The organism is Mycobacterium interjectum (assembly GCF_900078675.2).
In the GTDB taxonomy this organism is placed as follows: domain Bacteria; phylum Actinomycetota; class Actinomycetes; order Mycobacteriales; family Mycobacteriaceae; genus Mycobacterium; species Mycobacterium interjectum.
In genome coordinates, this window is the sequence record NZ_LT546237.1 from 2,318,092 (window position 1) to 2,337,100 (window position 19,009).

12 protein-coding genes and 7 pseudogenes are annotated in these 19,009 nt (G+C 66.7%); 7 read left to right on the plus strand and 12 right to left on the minus strand.

All coding sequences use genetic code 11. The features are described 5' to 3' along the window. Positions 1-357 precede the first annotated feature (357 nt). The 7 genes from BN4348_RS45495 (at position 358) to BN4348_RS45525 (ending at position 12,390) form a co-directional block, all read left to right on the plus strand. Positions 358-1,779, plus strand: coding sequence for a condensation domain-containing protein (locus BN4348_RS45495; protein ID WP_066914142.1), 1,422 nt, complete (start codon positions 358-360; stop codon positions 1,777-1,779). Positions 1,780-1,837: 58 nt separating this feature from the next. Then, the gene (locus BN4348_RS45500; RefSeq protein WP_066914143.1) at positions 1,838-4,822 is read left to right on the plus strand and encodes an MMPL/RND family transporter; all 2,985 of its coding nucleotides are present in this window, start codon (positions 1,838-1,840) and stop codon (positions 4,820-4,822) included. 40 nt (positions 4,823-4,862) lie between these two features. Next, positions 4,863-5,993 (plus strand): acyltransferase PE, encoded by a 1,131-nt coding sequence (gene pe / locus BN4348_RS45505; RefSeq protein ID WP_066914145.1) that lies wholly within the window; start codon positions 4,863-4,865, stop codon positions 5,991-5,993. A 48-nt stretch (positions 5,994-6,041) separates the two neighbouring features. After that, the gene (locus BN4348_RS45510; RefSeq protein ID WP_084454253.1) at positions 6,042-7,778 is read left to right on the plus strand and encodes an AMP-binding protein; all 1,737 of its coding nucleotides are present in this window, start codon (positions 6,042-6,044) and stop codon (positions 7,776-7,778) included. 55 nt (positions 7,779-7,833) lie between these two features. Beyond that, positions 7,834-8,892, plus strand: coding sequence for an NAD(P)H-dependent amine dehydrogenase family protein (locus tag BN4348_RS45515; RefSeq protein ID WP_066914146.1), 1,059 nt, complete (start codon positions 7,834-7,836; stop codon positions 8,890-8,892). A 166-nt stretch (positions 8,893-9,058) separates the two neighbouring features. Next, on the plus strand, positions 9,059-9,487 hold the full coding sequence (locus tag BN4348_RS45520; protein WP_084454255.1) for an MmpS family transport accessory protein: 429 nt from the start codon (positions 9,059-9,061) through the stop codon (positions 9,485-9,487). Next, a complete protein-coding gene (locus BN4348_RS45525; protein WP_066914149.1) occupies positions 9,484-12,390 on the plus strand; it encodes an MMPL/RND family transporter in 2,907 nt (968 codons plus the stop codon). Before BN4348_RS45520 ends, BN4348_RS45525 begins: the two co-directional genes overlap by 4 nt. On the opposite strand, the gene BN4348_RS45530 is transcribed toward BN4348_RS45525, so the two are convergent. The 12 genes and pseudogenes from BN4348_RS45530 to gpgP (BN4348_RS45585) all read right to left on the minus strand — a co-directional run. Continuing rightward, entirely contained in the window at positions 12,387-12,983 is a 597-nt protein-coding gene (locus BN4348_RS45530) for a DegV family protein (RefSeq protein WP_066914150.1), read from the minus strand. The genes BN4348_RS45525 and BN4348_RS45530 overlap by 4 nt on opposite strands. Positions 12,984-12,987: 4 nt before the next feature. After that, a pseudogene (locus tag BN4348_RS45535) lies at positions 12,988-13,266 on the minus strand (diglucosylglycerate octanoyltransferase); the annotation flags it as partial. Positions 13,267-13,270: 4 nt separating this feature from the next. Further along, a pseudogene (locus BN4348_RS45540) lies at positions 13,271-13,399 on the minus strand (ribosome silencing factor); the annotation flags it as partial. Then, complete coding sequence (nadD, locus tag BN4348_RS45545; protein WP_084454254.1) at positions 13,396-14,040, minus strand: nicotinate-nucleotide adenylyltransferase; 645 nt, start codon at positions 14,038-14,040, stop codon at positions 13,396-13,398. The gene nadD (BN4348_RS45545) and the pseudogene BN4348_RS45540, both read right to left, overlap by 4 nt. A 122-nt stretch (positions 14,041-14,162) precedes the next feature. Continuing rightward, the gene (locus BN4348_RS45550; RefSeq protein ID WP_066914154.1) at positions 14,163-15,611 is read right to left on the minus strand and encodes a vWA domain-containing protein; all 1,449 of its coding nucleotides are present in this window, start codon (positions 15,609-15,611) and stop codon (positions 14,163-14,165) included. Further along, positions 15,611-16,240, minus strand: a pseudogene (locus BN4348_RS60470) (AAA family ATPase); the annotation flags it as partial. The gene BN4348_RS45550 and the pseudogene BN4348_RS60470, both read right to left, overlap by 1 nt. Further along, positions 16,237-16,587 (minus strand): annotated as a pseudogene (gene gpgP, locus BN4348_RS45560) (glucosyl-3-phosphoglycerate phosphatase); the annotation flags it as partial. The pseudogenes gpgP (BN4348_RS45560) and BN4348_RS60470, both read right to left, overlap by 4 nt. Beyond that, the gene (gene rsfS / locus BN4348_RS45565) at positions 16,584-16,961 is read right to left on the minus strand and encodes a ribosome silencing factor (RefSeq protein ID WP_066914156.1); all 378 of its coding nucleotides are present in this window, start codon (positions 16,959-16,961) and stop codon (positions 16,584-16,586) included. The gene rsfS and the pseudogene gpgP (BN4348_RS45560), both read right to left, overlap by 4 nt. Continuing rightward, positions 16,958-17,602: a nicotinate-nucleotide adenylyltransferase gene (gene nadD, locus BN4348_RS45570; RefSeq protein ID WP_084454254.1), complete on the minus strand. Its 645-nt coding sequence runs from the start codon at positions 17,600-17,602 to the stop codon at positions 16,958-16,960. The genes rsfS and nadD (BN4348_RS45570) overlap by 4 nt, the downstream gene beginning before the upstream one ends. 122 nt (positions 17,603-17,724) lie before the next feature. Next, positions 17,725-18,225: pseudogene (locus tag BN4348_RS45575) on the minus strand (VWA domain-containing protein); the annotation flags it as partial. After that, positions 18,222-18,623, minus strand: a pseudogene (locus BN4348_RS45580) (diglucosylglycerate octanoyltransferase); the annotation flags it as partial. The pseudogenes BN4348_RS45580 and BN4348_RS45575, both read right to left, overlap by 4 nt. Beyond that, a pseudogene (gpgP, locus tag BN4348_RS45585) lies at positions 18,613-19,009 on the minus strand (glucosyl-3-phosphoglycerate phosphatase); the annotation flags it as partial. The pseudogenes BN4348_RS45580 and gpgP (BN4348_RS45585), both read right to left, overlap by 11 nt.

A 19,009-nucleotide genomic window follows, 5' to 3' on the forward strand; every position in this document is an offset into this window, starting at 1 on the left:
ACGCTCTCGGCCGCTCACTGCACGCACCCAGGAACAGACCTGGCGGAAGCCCCCCCGGCGTACTGGCTCCAGCGACCGTCGTGGCGAATGTACACATGCCGAACCGGTTGCCGCAGCCGAACCACCTCCGACGGCAAGTATGCCAAGTGTGGCTGCTTCCGGCGGCGCATCGCGCAAGTATGGTCGGGGCGTGCCGACCGGCTCGTGTCCCACGCCGAGACGGTGGTCACAACCGCGCCGGCGCGCCTTCGAGTCCTGGGGGCGCGTCCGCGCATACCGCCGACTGTGCTCACCGAGAGGGTTATCTTGGTGTCGCTAGCAGCGGCCGCATCAGCCGCGAAAACCGGGGAGAAAATATTGCGAATCGGGAAGATTACGATCGGCTCGCTGGGCGATTGGGCGCCGATCCCAGGGTCAGTCATCTCCTGGCACCCGACGACCACGGCCGCCGAGAAGGTCCGGCAGGCGCCGGTCAGTTCCGTGCCGGTCAGCTACATGCAGGGCCAACACCTCCGTAACTACCACGAACGGACGGCCGCCGGGCTGGACTTTTCCCGGCAGATCATCGCGACCTGTGAGGTGCCCGGTCGGTGCGATGTTTCTGCCATGCATCACGCCGTCAACACATACCTACGTCGGCACGACACGTTCCGCAGCTGGTTCGGCCTCGGCGGTGACGGGGAATTCGTCAGGCACAGTCTCAGCGATCCCGCCGATATCGAATTCATGCCGATCGAGCACGGCAAGATGACGGTCGAGGAAATACGCGCTCACGTCGTGGCCATACCGAACCCCTTGGAATGGGGCTGCTTCACCTTCGGAATCATCCAAAACGAGGATCGTTTTACGTTCTTTGCCGCCATGGATCACGTGCACGGGGACGCGACGTTGATTGGCACGACGATGCTCGAGGCCAATGGAATGTATGCGGCGTTGAGCGGGGGCGGCGAACCCCTCGCACTTCCCGATGCCGGCAGCTTTGATGATTTCTGCACGCGCGAGCGCCATTACACGTCGACATTAACCGTCGATTCGCCCGGGGTGCGCGCGTGGATTGAGTTCGCCGAGAACAACAACGGCGGCTTTCCCGAATTCCCGCTCCCACTCGGTAACCCGTCGGAGCCGAGCGGCAGCGAATTGATCTCCGAATTCGTGATGGACGCAGCACAGACGGAGCGGTTCGATGCGGCCTGCAGTGCTGTCGGCGCGCGCTTCATCGGTGGCTTGTTCGCCTGCTTCGCCCTGGTAGAGCATGAGTTCACGGGTGCCCTCACCTATCACGGCCTCACCCCAAGGGACACCCGCAGGACTACCGACAACTTCATGACGCAGGGCTGGTTCACCGGCCTCGTTCCGATCACCGTGCCGATAGCGGCGGCCTCCTTCGGCGACGCCGCGTGGGCGGCGCAGGCGTCGTTCGATTCCGGTCTGCACTTGGCGAAGGTGCCGTACTACCGCGTATTGGAATTGGCGCCGTGGTTGAATTGGCCGCAGCCCAACTTTCCGGTGTCGAACTTCTTGCATGGCGGCGCGGCACCGCTCAACGCCGTCCTGGCCGCCGCCGACCTGGGTTACGCGAACAACCTCGGAATCTACTCCGACGGCCGGTACTCGTATCAGTTGACCATTTACGTATTTCGGTATGGCGAGGGCACCGCGATGGCGATCATGTTTCCCGACAATCCGGTCGCCCAGAAATCGGTGACCCGTTATATGGAAGCTATGAAGTCCGTGTGCGGGCGGGTCGCCGCCAGCGGGCATTGGGGACGCGTTGCGTAGCGTGGGGTAACCCGATGGCTCGCGACGGGCGAATTGCACGGTTTGAGGTGAGGGCGAAATGCGACGGCTAGCCGATTTTGTGGTGCGTTGGCCCTGGATAGTGATAGGGCTGTGGGTCGCGGTCGCGGTCGCCCTGCCGTTGACACTCCCGTCGCTGGGCGAGATGGCCCAGAAGCATCCGCTGGCCATCCTGCCCAGCGATGCACCGTCGAGCGTCACCGCCCGCAAGATGACCGAGGCGTTTCACGAATCGGGCTCCGAGGACCTCCTGCTGGTGGTCCTGACCAACGACAAGGGGCTTGGGTCCGACGACGAAGCCGTGTACCGCAAGCTCGTGGGCACGCTGCGGCAGGACACCCGGGACGTCGCGATGGTGCAGGATTTCGTCACCACGCCACCCCTGCGTCAGGTCGTGACCAGCGCGGACCACAGAGCCTGGGTGCTGCCGGTCGGCGTCGCGGGCGAATTGGGCACGCCGCGGGCGTACGCCGCGTTCAACCGGATCAGCGACATCGTCCGACACACGGTCGCGGGAACGGCACTGACGGCTCACGTCACCGGCCCCGCGGCGACCGTCGCCGACCTCACCGTCGCCGGCAATCGGGACCGGCTTCCCATCGAGCTGGCGATCGGCGTCCTGGTGCTCATCGTCCTGCTGGTGGTCTACCGCAGCCTCGTCACCATGCTGCTGCCGCTGATCACGATCGGGTTGTCCCTGATCATCGCGCAGGCGGTGGTGGCCGGATACTCGCAGCTGACAAGCTCGGGCGTCTCCAATCAGTCCATGGTGTTTCTGAGTGCGATCATGGCCGGCGCCGGAACGGACTACGCGGTCTTTCTCATCAGCCGCTATCACGACTATCGGCGCTCGGGCGCGGAGCCCGATGACGCGGTCAAGCGGGCGATGAACTCGATCGGGAAAGTGATCGCCGCGTCGGCCACCACCGTGGGAATCACCTTTCTGCTGATCAGCTTCGCCCGAATGGGAGTGTTCAAGACGGTCGGGGCGTCGGCGGCGATCGGCATCGGCGTGGCATTCCTCGCCGCGGTGACGCTGCTGCCGGCGATCTTGGCGCTCGCCGGCCCGCGCGGCTGGGTCGAGCCGCGGCGCGAACTGACCGCTCGGTTCTGGCGGCGCTCCGGCGTACGTATCGTGCGCCGGCCCAGGGCCCACCTGGTTGCCAGCCTGCTCGTGTTGATCATCTTGGCCAGCTGTGCCGGCTTGGTGCGCTACAACTACGACGATCGCAAGGCCCTTCGGCCCTCCGCGCCCAGCTCGGTCGGGTACGCCGCGCTGGATCGCCATTTCAACGTGAATCAGTCCATCCCGGAGTACATCCTCGTCCAGTCCCCGCGTGACCTGCGCACCCCGCAGGCCCTCGCGGACCTCGAGCAGATGGCCGCCCGCGTCAGCCAGCTGCCGAATGTCGCCGTCGTCAGCGGCATCACCCGTCCCACCGGAAGCGTCCCGGAGCAATTCAGGGCCACCTATCAGGCCGGCGCCATCGGCACCATGCTGGCCGGCGGGTCCAACCTGATCAACGACCAAACAGGCGACCTCAACCGGCTGGTTGACGGGGCCGGCACGCTGGCCAACAACCTCCGCGAAGTCCGCGGCCAGGTCACCCAGCTCGCGGCCAGCGTGCAGGAACTCGAGAATGCCTTCTCGGCGACGAAGAACCAGTACAGCGGCGACACGCTGGTCAAAGAGGTCGACCTGACAGCCCAACTCGTCGACCACGTCAACGCGCTCAGCAACGCCATGGGCTGGAACTTCTCGGCCGCCAAGAACATGTTCGCCTGGATGGGCCCGGTGCTGACGGCGCTGCAGGGTAACCCGGTCTGCGATGCCGATCCGTCGTGCAGCGCCACCCGCGGGACGTTCGAGCAGCTGACCGGCGCGCGCGACCAGGCAGACCTCGACGCGATCAACGACCTGGCCCACCAGTTGCAGGAATACCAGGACAAGCGGGCCCTCAAAGCATCGACGGAGCGCCTGCGCGTCGCCCTGACGAAACTCACCAACGTGCTGCACTCCATGGGAATAGACCAGCCCGGCGGCCTGCAGGCGAACCTGAACAGCCTGCAAAATGGCGCCGACCGGTTCGCCGGCGGGAGCCGGCAAGTGGCCGACGCGGTGGCCCAGCTCGTCGACCAGGTCAAGCGGCTCGGCGCGGGCCTCAGCGAGTCGGCGGCGTTCCTGTTGTCGCTGAAACAGGATGCGGCACAACCGGCGATGGCCGGCTTCAACATCCCATCGCAGCTGCTGCATTTGAAGGAGTTTCAGCAGGCCGCCAAGGCATTCATTTCGCCGGACGGCCACTCGGTGCGATACCTGGTGCAAACCAAACTCAATCCGTTCAGCACCGAGGCCATGGATCAGGTCAACGCGATCAGCGCGACGGCCCGGGGGGCCCAACCGAATACCTCCCTGTCCGACGCCACGGTATCGATGGCGGGGTACACCGTTGGCCTGAAAGACACGCGCGACTACTACCAACACGACATCCGGTTCATCATCGCGGTGACTCTGATCGTCGTGCTGCTGACCTTGATCGCGCTGCTTCGGGCGATCGTCGCGCCGCTGTATCTGGTGGCTTCCGTGGTCATTTCGTTCTTGTCGGCGGTGGGAATCGGCGTTTTGGTGTTTCAGTTACTGCTCGGCCAGCACTTGCATTGGAGTGTGCCGCCGTTGGCATTCGTGGTGTTGGTCGCGGTGGGGGCCGACTACAACATGCTGCTCGTCTCGCGAATGCGTGACGAATCTCCGCGCAGCGTGCGTTACGGCATCATTCGCACCCTGGGTTCGACGGGCGGTGTCATCACCGCAGCGGGGCTGATCTTCGCCGCGTCGATGTGCGGTCTGTTGTTCGCCAGCATCGGTACCGTGGTCCAGGGGGGCTTCGTGATCGGTGTGGGAATCTTGCTGGACACCTTCCTGGTGCGCACCATCACGGTTCCCGCCGTCGCCGCGCTGGTCGGCCGGGCGAACTGGTGGCCGTCACGGGCGTCCGGCCGCAACCCGGTCAGGGCGCACCGATGACGTATGTGAGACTAGAGAAACCGAGGGGTCAGGGGTAGGGATGAGGAAACTACTCGCGGGAGTGACGGCGCTGGTAACCGTTGGCGCCACAGGGTATTTCGGCGCCGGGCGGGTTTCGGCCGACGACACGCCGGTCGGCGGCCCGCCGACCCCCGGGGCGCCGGGTGACCAGACCGCGTACGCGCTCGGGGGCGCTCATGTTCTGGGCATCCCCTATGACGAGTACATCCGCCAGGAGGGTGCCCAGTGGTTCCCCGGCCAGAAGCGCGAGATCGTCGGGTACCCGGCGGGACAGGTTCAGGGCCACGTCCTGGGGCGGCTCTTCCCGGGCATCGGCAAGGTCGGTGATGAGATCCTTCCTGGCCTCGGTCTGGACGGCCCCAGCGTCGGCGAGTCGGTCGACACGGGAGTGGACAACCTGGTTGCCGCGATCAAAACCGGTGGCCCGGGTACGGCGATCGGCTTGTCCGAGGGCGGGTTCGTGGTCGATGGCGCGCAGGCTCGACTGGCGAATGACCCCACTGCTCCCCCGCCGAACACGCTGAACTTCGCCACATTCGGCGACCCGATCGGGCATCACGCCTTCGGCCAGAGCTTCCTGACCGCCACGTTCCCGGTCGGCAGCACCGTTCCCGCGCTCGACTACACCATGCCGCCGACCTACGAGAGCCAGTACGACACCGACAGGTTCGTGGCCGCCTACGACTCCATCGCGGACTTCCCCGACCGGCCCGACAACATGTTCGCCTTCGCCAACACGCTGATGGGCCTCGCCACGGGTCACACCGCGGTGGCCTTCACGAACGCGAGCATGGTGCCGCCGCAGAATATCCGGACGACGATCAACTCCAGGGGCGCCAGGGACACGACGATCATGGTCCCGGAGAAGCACCTTCCGCTGGTCATGCCGCTGAAATACATCGGGATCCCGGAAGACACGCTGAACAAACTCGATGCGATCCTGATGCCCCGGGTGAACGCCGGCTATTCGCGAAACGACGACCCGTCGACCGCTCCGGTTCAGGTGGACCCGGTGCACGGCTTCGACCCGGCGGAAGTCACGGCGCCGGCCAACCAGGCGACCTTCGGCGGCGGCGCCGACCCGTTCTCACAGATCCTTGCCGGTGCCATGTCCGTGTTGTCGCACGGGGCAGGACAGGCCGACCACTGACTCCATCCGATGGAGTCGACAACTAGTACGGACGTGATGTAACCCCTTATGTCTCAATCGAAAATTCTGTCGATGCTGCACGCACGGGCCCGCCTTCGGCCCCATGACGTGGCGTTTACGTTTACCGATTACGCCTACGACCGGGCGGGTGTTCCTGAGTGTCTCACGTGGCCGCAACTATCCCGTCGAACGTTGAATGCGGCCCGCGAGCTCAGCCTTCACGGGTCGGTCGGAGACAGGGCAGTCATCCTGGCCCCCCAAAGCCTCGATTACATCGCGGCATTCTTGGGATCGATGCAGGCCGGGCTGATCGCGGTTCCGCTCCCGTTGCCGCACCGCGGCTCCAGTCATGAGCGCGTCAGCGCGATCCTGGCCGACACGTCGCCGTCAGTTGTCCTCACAACGGCCGCGGTGGCCGATGACATCGCCCAATATATCGACCGAGCGCGCCTGCAGGTTGCTCCCGAGATCGTGGAAATCGATGAGATCGATCTCGACGCCGACGCCGAAACAAGCGCCCGGACAGCCGATTTGCCCACCATCGCCTATCTGCAGTACAGCTCGGGTTCCACCCGGCTGCCGACCGGGGTCATGATCTCGCACCGCAACCTGCAGGTGAATTTCGACCAGCTGATGCGCAGCTTCTTCGCGGAATCCCAGATCAAAGTCCCGTCGGATCTCACGATCGTTTCGTGGTTGCCCTTCTACCACGACATGGGTTTGGTGCTGGGGGTCTGCGCACCGATCCTGGGCGGCTTTCGCGGAGAGCTGACGAGTCCGGTCGCATTTTTGGAGCGGCCGGCCAGATGGATGCAAGCATTAGCGAGAAATCCGCACGCGTTTTCCGCGGCGCCGAACTTCGCCTACGACCTGGCCGCCCGCAAGACGACCGAGGGCGACCTGGCCGGGCTCGACCTCGGCGAGGTGCTGGGCATCATCAGCGGTGCCGAACGTGTCGAGCCGGCCACACTGCAACGCTTCGTTGATCGGTTCGCCCACTTCAATTTTCGCGATCACATGGTGCGGCCCTCGTACGGTTTGGCGGAAGCGACCGTCTTCGTGACGGCGGGCACCTGGAGCGATTCGTCGGGCGCGGTTCATTTCGACGCCGCGGAGCTGTCCGCCGGCCGTGTTCGGCGCTGCGCGGAGGACGCCGGCACGGCGCTGGTCAAATACAAAGTGCCGCAATCACCCACGCTGCGCATCGTCGACTCCGACGGCCGCGAGTGCCCGTCCGGCGTGGTCGGTGAGATTTGGCTTCATGGTCCCAACGTCGCCGACGGCTACTGGGGCAAACCGCCGGAGGAGCAGCGCTGCTTCGGCGCGGTGCTCACCGACCCGTCGCCGGGCACGCCCGGCGGACCGTGGCTGAGAACCGGCGACCTGGGTTTCGTCTTCTCCGGTGAGCTGTTCATCGTCGGCCGGATCAAGGATCTGCTGATCATCCGCGGGCGCAATCACTACCCCGAGGACATCGAGGCGACGGTCCAAGAGATCACGGGCGGCCGGGTCGCGGCGATATCGGTTCCGGTGAACAGCACCGAGAAGCTGGTCACCGTCGTCGAGCTCAAGAAGCGGGGCGATTCCGCCGAGGAGGCGACGCACTGGCTCAGCGGCGTCAAAAGCGACGTCACCTCGGCGATATCCAACGCGCACGGATTGCATGTCGGGGACCTCGTCCTGGTGTCGCCCGGGTCGATTCCCACCACGACGAGCGGCAAGATCCGGCGCGCCGCCTGCGTCGAACAATACCGCCAGGACCAATTCACCCGGCTGGACGCCTGAGCCCCGACCCCGGTTGCACATAATGGTCCAACCGCACCGGCAAAGGAGCCATTCGATGAGCACAAACAGCGCAGACCGTCCGTTTCGCGTGATTCAGTGGACCACCGGCAACATCGGGCGCCGCTCGTTGCACGCCATCATTGGCCGACCCGACATGGAGCTGGTCGGGGTTTACGCGCACGGCGCCGAAAAGGTCGGACTCGACGCCGCCGAGCTGTCCGGATGGCCGGAGCCGACCGGGGTTAAGGCCACCAACGACATCGACGCGCTGCTGGCGCTGCGACCCGACGCGTGTTGCTATAACCCGTTGTGGCCCAACATCGACGAACTCGTGCGGCTGCTGGAGTCGGGCGTCAACGTGTGCACCAGCGCCGCGTGGATCACCGGCGGCAAGCAGACACCGGCGGACCGCAAGCGCATCGTGGACGCCTGCGAGCGGGGCGGTTCGACGATCTTCGGCAGCGGGGCGCACCCGGGGATGACGAACATGGTGGGCATGGTGCTGTCCGCCTCCTGTGAGCGCGTCGACGAAATCCGCATCACCGAGTCGGTGGACTGCTCGACGTACGAGTCGGCCGAAACCCAGACGGCGATGGGGTTCTCGCAGGATCCCGACACCCCGGGGCTGGCCGAGAGCGTGCGGACCGAAAGCGAGGTCTTCGCGGAGTCCGCCGCGATGATGGCCGACGCGATCGGAGCGAAGCTGGACAGGATGACCTTCGACGTCACCTTCACCGCGGCCACCGCCGACTCCGATCTGGGCTTCATGAAGATCCCCGCGGGAACGGTGGGCAGCGTCTACGGCTACCACCGCGGCTGGGAAGGCGATCGCAACGTCGTCAGCGTCGGATTCAACTGGACCATGGGCAATCACGTGGTGCCGCCCAAACCCCTCGAGCACGGCCACGTCATCCAGGTGTTCGGCCTGCCCAACATGCGCACCGTGCTGCACTGCCTGCCGCCGAAGGATTGGACGGAGCCCGGCTTCATGGGGCTGGGAATGATCTACACCGCGATGCCGGTAACCAACGCGGTCCCGGCCGTCGTCGCCGCCAGGCCCGGCATCGTGACGCTCGCCGACCTCCCGCCGGTCACCGGCCGGCTGGCCCGCTGACGGACCCGTGTCGGTCGTCACAAAGTCGGCACCCCCGAGGAACGGTTCCGTGCACTACGGTTTACGATGCTTAGCTGAGCAAATGTTCTGTCGACGACGGATGTTGTCCACCGGGCAGCGCTGAGTGGAAGGCGGTCAGGTGAGGGCTAGACCAAAGACCGGCGCCATAACCCGCGCCGTCAAGCGGGCGTGGATACCGCTGTTGTTGCTGGTTGTGCTGGCGGTCTCGGGCCTGGTCGTGTCGCGGCTGCACAAAATCTTCGGCTCGCAGGACCTCAACGCGAACGCGGGCGCCGGCATCGAGATCGTCCAGTTCAACCCGAAGGTCGTGGTCTACGAGGTCTCCGGTCCCCCCGGCAGCGTCGCGGACATCAACTACTGGGACGAAAACGCCAACACCCACCAGGTCAACGCGGCGCCGCTGCCGTGGTCGACCACGATCTCGACCACCCTGCCCTCGGTGAGCGCCAACATCATGGCGCAAACCGACGGCAACCGGATCAGCTGCAAAATCACCGTCGACGGGGTCGTGCGCGAACAGCAGAACTCCGACGGCCACAACGCCCAGACGTTCTGCCTGGTGAAGTCCGCATGAGCGAGGTGAACACCCGAGCCGTCGACGACACCGCGGACACCGGCCCGATCAAGGCCCAGCGCCCCGGGCGCCCCGAGCGCGGCCATTGGCCGTACATCCCGCACATGATCCGCTGGTTCGCGGTGCCGATCATTTTGGCGTGGGTGTTCGTGACGGTCCTCGTGAACGTCATCGTTCCCCGGCTGGAAGTTGTCGGCGAAGCGCATTCGGCGCCGATGACCCCCCTGGACGCGCCGTCGATGAAGGCGATGATGCGGCTGGGCCACAACTTCAAGGAATTCGATTCCAACAGCACGGTGATGATCGTGCTGGAGGGCCAGCAACCCCTGGGCGACGACGCGCACCACTACTACGACAAGTTGATTCGGCAGCTGCGCCAAGATCCCAAGCACATCCAGCACATCCAGGACTTCTGGGGCGACCGGCTGACGGCCGCGGGCGCACAGAGCGCCGACGCCAAAAGCGCCTACGTGCAGGTGAACCTCGCGGGTAACCAAGGCACCACGCAGGCGAACGAGTCCGTGGAGGCCGTTCGCAAGGTGATCGACGAGAACAAGGCGCCGCCCGGCGTGAAGGCCTACGTCACCGGTCCCGCGGCGCTGTCCGACGACATGCACCTGATCGGCAACGCCAGCCTGGCCAAGATCACGCTGTTCACCCTGGCGGCGATCGCCATCATGCTGCTGCTGGTCTACCGCTCCATCGTGACCACGCTCGTCCAGTTGTTCATGACGTTCGTCGCGCTGGCATGCTCGCGCGGGGTCGTCGCGGTTTTGGCGTATCACAACGCCTTCGGGCTCACCACGTTCGCCGCGAACATCCTGACCATGCTGGCGATCGCCGCGGGAACGGACTACGGCATCTTTCTCGTCGGCCGGTATCAGGAGGCCCTACGCGCCGGCGAAGATCGAGAAACCGCGTATTACACCACATTCAAAGGCGTGGCCCCCGTTGTCCTGGGGTCGGGTCTGACGATCGCCGGCGCCACCTACTGCCTGAGTTTCGCCCGGCTGCCGTGGTTCAACACCATGGGCGCACCCGTGGCGATCGGCATGCTCGTCGTGGTCGCGGCCGGGCTCACCCTGGGCCCCGCCGTGATCTTCGTGGGCAGCCGCTTTCACCTCTTCGAGACCAAGCGTGCGGCCAGACAAGGGCGGCTCTGGCGCCGGGTGGGCACCGCCGTAGTGCGTTGGCCCGCACCCGTTCTCGCGGTCAGCGCCGCCGTCGTGCTGGTCGGCATGGTCGCCCTGCCGAGCTACGTGACGAGCTACAACGACCGCCACTACCTGCCGGCGTCTGCGCCGTCCAACCAGGGACAAGAGGCGGCGAACCGGCACTTTTCCGAGGCGCGGATGAACCCCGACCTGCTGATGGTCGAGGCCGACCACGACATGCGAAACACGGCCGACATGCTGGTGTTGGACCGGGTGGCCAGAAACGAGATGCGCACGCTCGGCATCGCCATGGTCCAGGACATCACCAGGCCGCTGGGCATTCCGATCCAGCACAGCTCGATACCGTTCCAGAACAGCATCCAAAGCCAGACCACCATGCAGAACATGAGCTTCCTCAAGGAGCGCATGAACGACATCCTGAAGATGGCCGATGACCTGCAGACCCAGATCGACACGACGCAGCGCCAGTACGAGGTGTCGCTCGATCTGTCGAAAGCCGCCGACGAGAGCGCCAAGACCACGGCGGTGACCTCGGAGATCACCGATAACCTGCGAAACCACATCGCGGATTTCGACGACACCTTCCGGCCGGTCCGCAGCTACTTCTATTGGGAGCGGCACTGCTACGACATTCCGTTGTGCATCGGGTTGCGGTCCCTGTTCGACTCGTTGGACGGGTTTGACCAACTCGCCGAGCAGTTCCACTTCCTCACGGCCGACATCCAGCACACCGCCAACGCCACGCACGACCTGACGGCGCTGTTTCCCACGCTGATCGCGACGCTGAAGACCACCCGTGGGATCACGCTGACGCTCTACCAGACGTTCAAGGCGATGATCGACCAGATGGAGGCGATGAGCAACACGGCCATCGTCATGGGGCAGAGCTTCGACCAGTCGAAGAATGACGACTTCTTCTATCTGCCGCCGGAGGCCTTCGACAACCCCGATTTCCAGACGGGCCTGCGCATGTTCTTGTCGCCCGACGGCAAATCGGCGCGGTTCTTCATCACCCATCAGGGCGATCCGATGACGCCCGAGGGCATTTCGCGGGTCGCGGCCGAGCGCACCGCCGCGCAGGAGGGGCTCAAGCAGTCCTCCCTGTCGGACGCGAAGGTCTATCTCGGGGGCACCGCCGCCACCTTCAAGGACATGGCCGACGGCGAGAAGTACGACCTGATGATCGCGGTGGTGTCGGCCCTGACGCTGATCTTCATGATCATGTTGCTGCTGACCCGAAGCGTGGTCGCCGCGCTGGTGATCGTGGGCACGGCCGCGAGCTCGATCGCGGCGTCCTTTGGGCTCTCGGTGTTGATCTGGCAGGACCTGTTCGGCATCAAGATCCACTGGATCGTGGCGGCGCTGTCGGTGATCATCCTGCTGGCGGTCGGTTCCGACTACAACCTGCTGCTGGTGTCCCGGTTCAGGGAAGAGATCCACGCCGGGCTCAAGACCGGGATCATCCGGTCGATGGCCGGCACCGGCGGGGTGGTGACGGCGGCGGGCCTGGTGTTCGCCTTCACCATGGCCTCTATGCTGGGCAGCGACCTGCGCGTGCTGGGCCAGTTCGGGTCGACCGTCTGCATCGGCCTGCTGCTCGACACGCTGATCGTGCGCACGCTGCTGATGCCGTCGATCGCGGTGCTGCTCGGGCGCTGGTTCTGGTGGCCACAGGTCGTGCACCCGCGCGGCGACAATGCCCACCGCGCGGTGCGGGCGCCGGCCTAGGACTCGGGTAGTTCCACGCAGACGGCGACGGCTCCCGCGCCGACGTGCAACGCGAGCACCGGCCCCAGCGGGGTGATGATCGCCGGCTCGCACGCCGGTAGCCGCTCCGCCAGGGCCGCCGCGACCTCCTTCGCGCCGTCCGGGTTGGCGACATGGTGCACCGCGAGGGCGGCAGGGGCCTCACCGACGACCTCGCAGACCCGGTCGATCATCGCNGCGGCGGCCAGCGCGACGAAACCGGTGCCCATCGCCGCGGATCGCGAGTCGACGACGCGCACGTTCGGGTCGAGGTCGGCCGCCGTCCGCTGGGCGGCGCCGCAGGTTCCCGACAGCGCCGAGGAGATGTGCACCGCAACCACGCCGTCGCCCCCACTGTCGGTCAGCGCCTGCTGGTAGGCGTTGGCCAGTTCGGCGGGGGTGGCGGCCGCGGTGGTGGCGTGCCGCTGATAGATGTCTTCGGGGACGTCGTCGATGCCGTCGCGCAGGTCGCGGCCGTCGAGCAGGATGTGCAGCGGAACCACTCGTATCGACCATTTTTCGAGCAGATCGGCGGGCAAGCGAGACGACGCATCGGTCACCACCACGACACCCATGGCCCTACCCGCGCGGCTTCTCGTTCGGGACTTCGGATTTCTGCAAGGCTTCGGCCAACGCCTTGAGCATCAGCTCCGCGACCGCCTGGTGGGCTTCGAAATTCCAGTGGATGCCGTCGGGATTGCCGCGGCCGCTCATCACCTGTTCGGCCACCGCGGCTTTGAGATCCACCAGCGGAATGTCGTGTTGCTGCGCCCATTCGGTGATCGCCGCGACGGTCCCGGGCCGGCCGTGATGGGCCCGGCCGTACGTCTGGGCGATGTGCACCGACGGCAGTGACGCGANCGATGACGAAGCAATCCGTGATGACCAGCTGGCCGGAGACATCGATGACCAGCACGTCGTCGGCAAGTTTCGAGGCGGCCGCGGTGGCGGCGACGGTCGCCATGTCGATCGCCTCCCGCGTCGCGGTCACGGGTTGTTCCCCGTGGCCAGGGTGGTGCGTTCGGCGCGGTACAGCCGGCGCTTGGAGACGTACTGCACGACGCCATCGGGCATCAGGTACCACAGCGGGCGGCCCTGCTCGGCGCGCTGGCGGCAGTCGGTCGAGGAGATCGCCAGCGCCGGGATCTCGACGAGGGTCAGCGCGTCCTCGGTCAGCTCGCCCAGCACGCCGGTGATGTGTTCGCGCCGCAGCTCGTACCCGGGGCGGCTGACGCCGATGAAGCGCGCCAGCCCGAACAGTTCTTCCCAGCCCTGCCAGGACAGGATGCTTTCCAGCGCGTCGGCGCCGGTGATGAAGTACAGCCGCGATTCCGGGTTGAGGGCGTGCAGATCCCGCAAGGTGTCCCGGGTGTAGGTGGGCCCGCCGCGGTCGATGTCGACCCGGCTCACCGAGAAGCGGGGATTGGACGCGGTGGCGATCACCGTCATCAGATAGCGGTCCTCGGCGGCGGAGACGTGCCGGCTCTTCTGCCACGGCTGGCCGCTGGGCACGAACACCACCTCATCGAGGTCGAACAGGTCGGCAACCTCACTGGCGGCAACCAGGTGGCCGTAATGGATGGGGTCGAACGTCCCACCCATCACTCCCAACCTGCGAAGCTGCTTTTGCACGATGTGCCAGCTTACTTGAGCCGGCGACAGCGCCCGATTTCCCAGCTGGCGCCTGCGCGAGCGTGCGCACTTTTACGGCTAGTGCGGCGTGTCGCCGGACGAACACGCACGCTGGGCAAAATTCACACCGGCAGCAGCTGGTCGATCACCGCGGCCAATTGCTTGGCGGACCGGCATTCGTGCATCGTGATGACCTCTTGGTAGCGCGGCACCGCCGAATCGCCGCTGCCCCACAGGTGCTTGGGTTCGGGGTTGAGCCAGTGCGCGTGCCGGCTCGCGGTCACCATGTGGGCCAGCAACTCGGTCTCCGGATTGCGGTAGTTGGTGCGGCCGTCGCCGAGCACCAGCAGCGATGCGCGCGGCGACAGCACGTTGGGAAACGCTTGCGCGAACGACGCGAACGCGTTGCCGTAGTCGGAGTGGCCGTCGCGGCTGTACACGCCGGCCTCGCGGGTGATCCGCTGGATCGCCACGGCCAGATCGGCTTCGGGCCCGAACATGTGGGTCACCTCGTCGGTCGTGTCGATGAAGGCGAACACGCGGACCCGCGAGAACTGTTGGCGCAGCGCGTGCACCAGCAGCAGGGTGAAGTGGCTGAACCCGGCGACCGAACCCGACACGTCGCACAGCACCACCAGTTCCGGGCGCGCCGGGCGGGGTTTGGCCAGCACCACGTCGATCGGCACGCCGCCGGTGGACATCGACTTGCGCAGCGTCTTGCGCAGGTCGATCACCCCGGCGCGCGAGCGGCGCCGGCGCGCCGCCAGCCGGGTCGCCAGGGTGCGGGCCAGCGGCGCCACAACGCGTTGCATCTGGCGCAGCTGCTCGCCCGAGGCGCGCAGGAACTCGACGTTCTCGGAAAGCTGTGGGATGCCGTACATCTGGACGTGGTCGCGGCCGAGCTGCTCGGCGGTGCGGCGCTTGGTCTCCGCGTCGACCATCTTGCGCAACTGCGTGATCCGCTGCGCGGCAAGCGCTTTGGCGATCTGCTCCTGGGTGGGAGTGGGCTCGTCGCCGTACGGGGCGAGCAGGCCCGCCAGCAGCTTGCCCTCCAATTCGTCCAACGCCATCGCCTTGAGCGCCTGGTACGACGAGAACGACGGGCCGCGGCTGGAACTGTATTTGCCGTAGGCTTCCACGATCCGCGCGACCATCGCCACCAGGCGCTCGTCCATGTCCGCGAGGTCGGGGTTCTCGTTGAGCAGGTCCAACAGCATCTGGCGCATCGCTTCGACGTCGTCGGCCGGCAACGATTCGCCGCCCGACGCCGCGTCGGCCGCACCGTCGGTGACCACAGCGCGCGCGCCCAGCGCCGCGGGAAACCACAGGTCGAACATGGCGTCGTAGGTGTCGCGGTGATCGGGGCGGCGCAGCACCGCGCAGGCGATGCCCTCGCGCAGCACCTCGCGATCGCTCAAGCCGAGGGTGGCCATCACCCGGCCGGCGTCCACGGTCTCCGAGGGCCCCACCGAAATGCCCACTCCGCGAAGCGCTTCCACGAATCCCACCAGGTGGCCCGGCAGCCCGTGCGGGGCGAGCGGGCGGGTGGGGCGGACGCGGCGGGCGGCCATCAGTTGAGCCTGAGCTCCCCGGCCGCGCGTTGCTGGTCGGATTGGTGTTTGAGGACCACACCGAGTGTCTGGGCGACCACCGCGTCGTCAATGGTGTCCAGGCCCAGCGCCAGCAGCGTGCGGCCCCAGTCGATCGTCTCGGCGATGGAGGGCACCTTCTTCAGTTGCATCCCGCGCAGCACGCCGATGATGCGCACCAACTCCTCGGCCAGGTGCGCGGGCAGCTCGGGGACCCGCGACAGCAGGATGCGCCGCTCCAGCTCGGGGCTCGGGAAGTCGATGTGCAAAAACAGGCAGCGGCGCTTCAGCGCCTCGGACAACTCGCGGGTGGCGTTGGAGGTCAGCACCACGAGCGGCGTCCGCTCGGCGGTGATCGTGCCCAATTCGGGGACGGTGACCGCGAAGTCGGACAGCACCTCGAGCAACAGGCCCTCGATCTCGATGTCGGCCTTGTCGGTCTCGTCGATCAGCAACACGGTCGGCTCGGTGCGCCGGATGGCGGTCAGCAGCGGACGCTGCAGCAGGAACTCCTCGCTGAACACGTCGTCCTTGGTCTGATCCCAGTCGCCGGAGCCGGCCTGAATACGAAGAATCTGCTTGGCGTGGTTCCACTCGTACAGCGCNGCGGCGCCCACGTCGCGTCCTCGCGCCAGGCCAGGCGGGCGCCCGGCGCCTCGACGTCGATCTGCGCGTGCGTCAGGCCCTGCCAGTCGCCGAGATGGGTCTCCCGCAAGCGATCGTCCACCCAGACCTTCAGCCCCGTCCGCTCCGCCAGCTTGACAGCGGTGTCGTAGGCGCGCCGCAGATCCGACGACACGATCAGCAGCGGCTGCAGCTTGCCCAGCACCTCGGCGGCGGCCACCGCCTGTGCGCGCCCCAGTTCACTGAGCTGGGTGTCCAGCTGGCCCTGCATCCGGCTGCCCAGATTGAAGTCGGTCTGTCCGTGCCGCAACATCACCAGCCGGCGGACCCTCATTGCGCGCCCGCCGAGTCGTCCAGCTCCACCGGCACCACCGGGCAATCACCCCACAGGCGGTCCAGGGCATAGAAGTTGCGATCGTCCTGATGCTGGATGTGCACGACGATGTCGCGGTAGTCCAGCAGCGTCCAGCGCCCCTCCCGGGCACCCTCGCGCCGCGCCGGCCGGTAGCCCGCCCTGCGCATCTTCTCCTCGACCTCGTCGACGATCGCGTTGACCTGCCGCTCGTTGGACGCCGAGGCGATGACGAAGCAATCCGTGATGACCAGCTGGCCGGAGACATCGATGACCAGCACGTCGTCGGCAAGTTTCGAGGCGGCCGCGGTGGCGGCGACGGTCGCCATGTCGATCGCCTCCCGCGTCGCGGTCACGGGTTGTTCCCCGTGGCCAGGGTGGTGCGTTCGGCGCGGTACAGCCGGCGCTTGGAGACGTACTGCACGACGCCATCGGGCATCAGGTACCACAGCGGGCGGCCCTGCTCGGCGCGCTGGCGGCAGTCGGTCGAGGAGATCGCCAGCGCCGGGATCTCGACGAGGGTCAGCGCGTCCTCGGTCAGCTCGCCCAGCACGCCGGTGATGTGTTCGCGCCGCAGCTCGTACCCGGGGCGGCTGACGCCGATGAAGCGCGCCAGCCCGAACAGTTCTTCCCAGCCCTGCCAGGACAGGATGCTTTCCAGCGCGTCGGCGCCGGTGATGAAGTACAGCCGCGATTCCGGGTTGAGGGCGTGCAGATCCCGCAAGGTGTCCCGGGTGTAGGTGGGCCCGCCGCGGTCGATGTCGACCCGGCTCACCGAGAAGCGGGGATTGGACGCGGTGGCGATCACCGTCATCAGATAGCGGTCCTCGGCGGCGGAGACGTGCCGGCTCTTCTGCCACGGCTGGCCGCTGGGCACGAACACCACCTCATCGAGGTCGAACAGGTCGGCAACCTCACTGGCGGCAACCAGGTGGCCGTAATGGATGGGGTCGAACGTCCCACCCATCACTCCCAACCTGCGAAGCTGCTTTTGCACGATGTGCCAGCTTACTTGAGCCGGCGACAGCGCCCGATTTCCCAGCTGGCGCCTGCGCGAGCGTGCGCACTTTTACGGCTAGTGCGGCGTGTCGCCGGACGAACACGCACGCTGGGCAAAATTCACACCGGCAGCAGCTGGTCGATCACCGCGGCCAATTGCTTGGCGGACCGGCATTCGTGCATCGTGATGACCTCTTGGTAGCGCGGCACCGCCGAATCGCCGCTGCCCCACAGGTGCTTGGGTTCGGGGTTGAGCCAGTGCGCGTGCCGGCTCGCGGTCACCATGTGGGCCAGCAACTCGGTCTCCGGATTGCGGTAGTTGGTGCGGCCGTCGCCGAGCACCAGCAGCGATGCGCGCGGCGACAGCACGTTGGGAAACGCTTGCGCGAACGACGCGAACGCGTTGCCGTAGTCGGAGTGGCCGTCGCGGCTGTACACGCCGGCCTCGCGGGTGATCCGCTGGATCGCCACGGCCAGATCGGCTTCGGGCCCGAACATGTGGGTCACCTCGTCGGTCGTGTCGATGAAGGCGAACACGCGGACCCGCGAGAACTGTTGGCGCAGCGCGTGCACCAGCAGCAGGGTGAAGTGGCTGAACCCGGCGACCGAACCNCGGGCCTCGCCACCGGCGAAAGCCTGGGCTGCAGCCAGGCGTAGCCGTCGCGGGCCCAGCGCCGCAGCCACGGCGGCCGCACATAGCGGATCAGCTCGCGCAACGCGGTGGGCAACACCGACGGCAGCGAATCCATCCCGCCCGTGGCGAAGATCACCGCCCCCGCCCTGGGCAGCGCCGCCCAGGCCCGCGGATCCTGCGTCGCCGCCCACCAGATGTCGCGGCTGGTCCAGCCGATGCGACCGATCAGCTCCACATCCCAATCCAACTGCGAGGCAACAATGTTGGGCCAGATGCGCGGGTCGTCGGCGGGCAGGCCCCCGGTCGGCCCGTAATAGGACAGGGAGTCGGCGAACACCAGCAGGGTGGGCCGGGACCCCCGCCTGGGGGGGCGTTCAGAGGACATCGTTGGAAACCTGCGCCGAAGCGTTCCACACGTCCAGGCGCCAGCGGATGGCATCGAAATCGGCGCCGGCGCCCCAATCGTCGGAGTGACCAGACAGCTGCACCCAACTCGCATTGCCCATGCCGCCCAGAATCGGCCAGTTGGCGACCGGAAGCCGCAGCAGCGCGGCCGACAGCGCGGCGATCAGCCCGCCGTGGGCGACCAGCACCACCGGCCGGTCCGGCTGGTTCGGGTCGCCCCATTCCGACTCGCCGGACACCAGTTCGGCGATCAGCGGCAGGCTGCGGGCGGCCACATCGACCCTGCTTTCCCCGCCGTGCGGCGCCCACGTCGCGTCCTCGCGCCAGGCCAGGCGGGCGCCCGGCGCCTCGACGTCGATCTGCGCG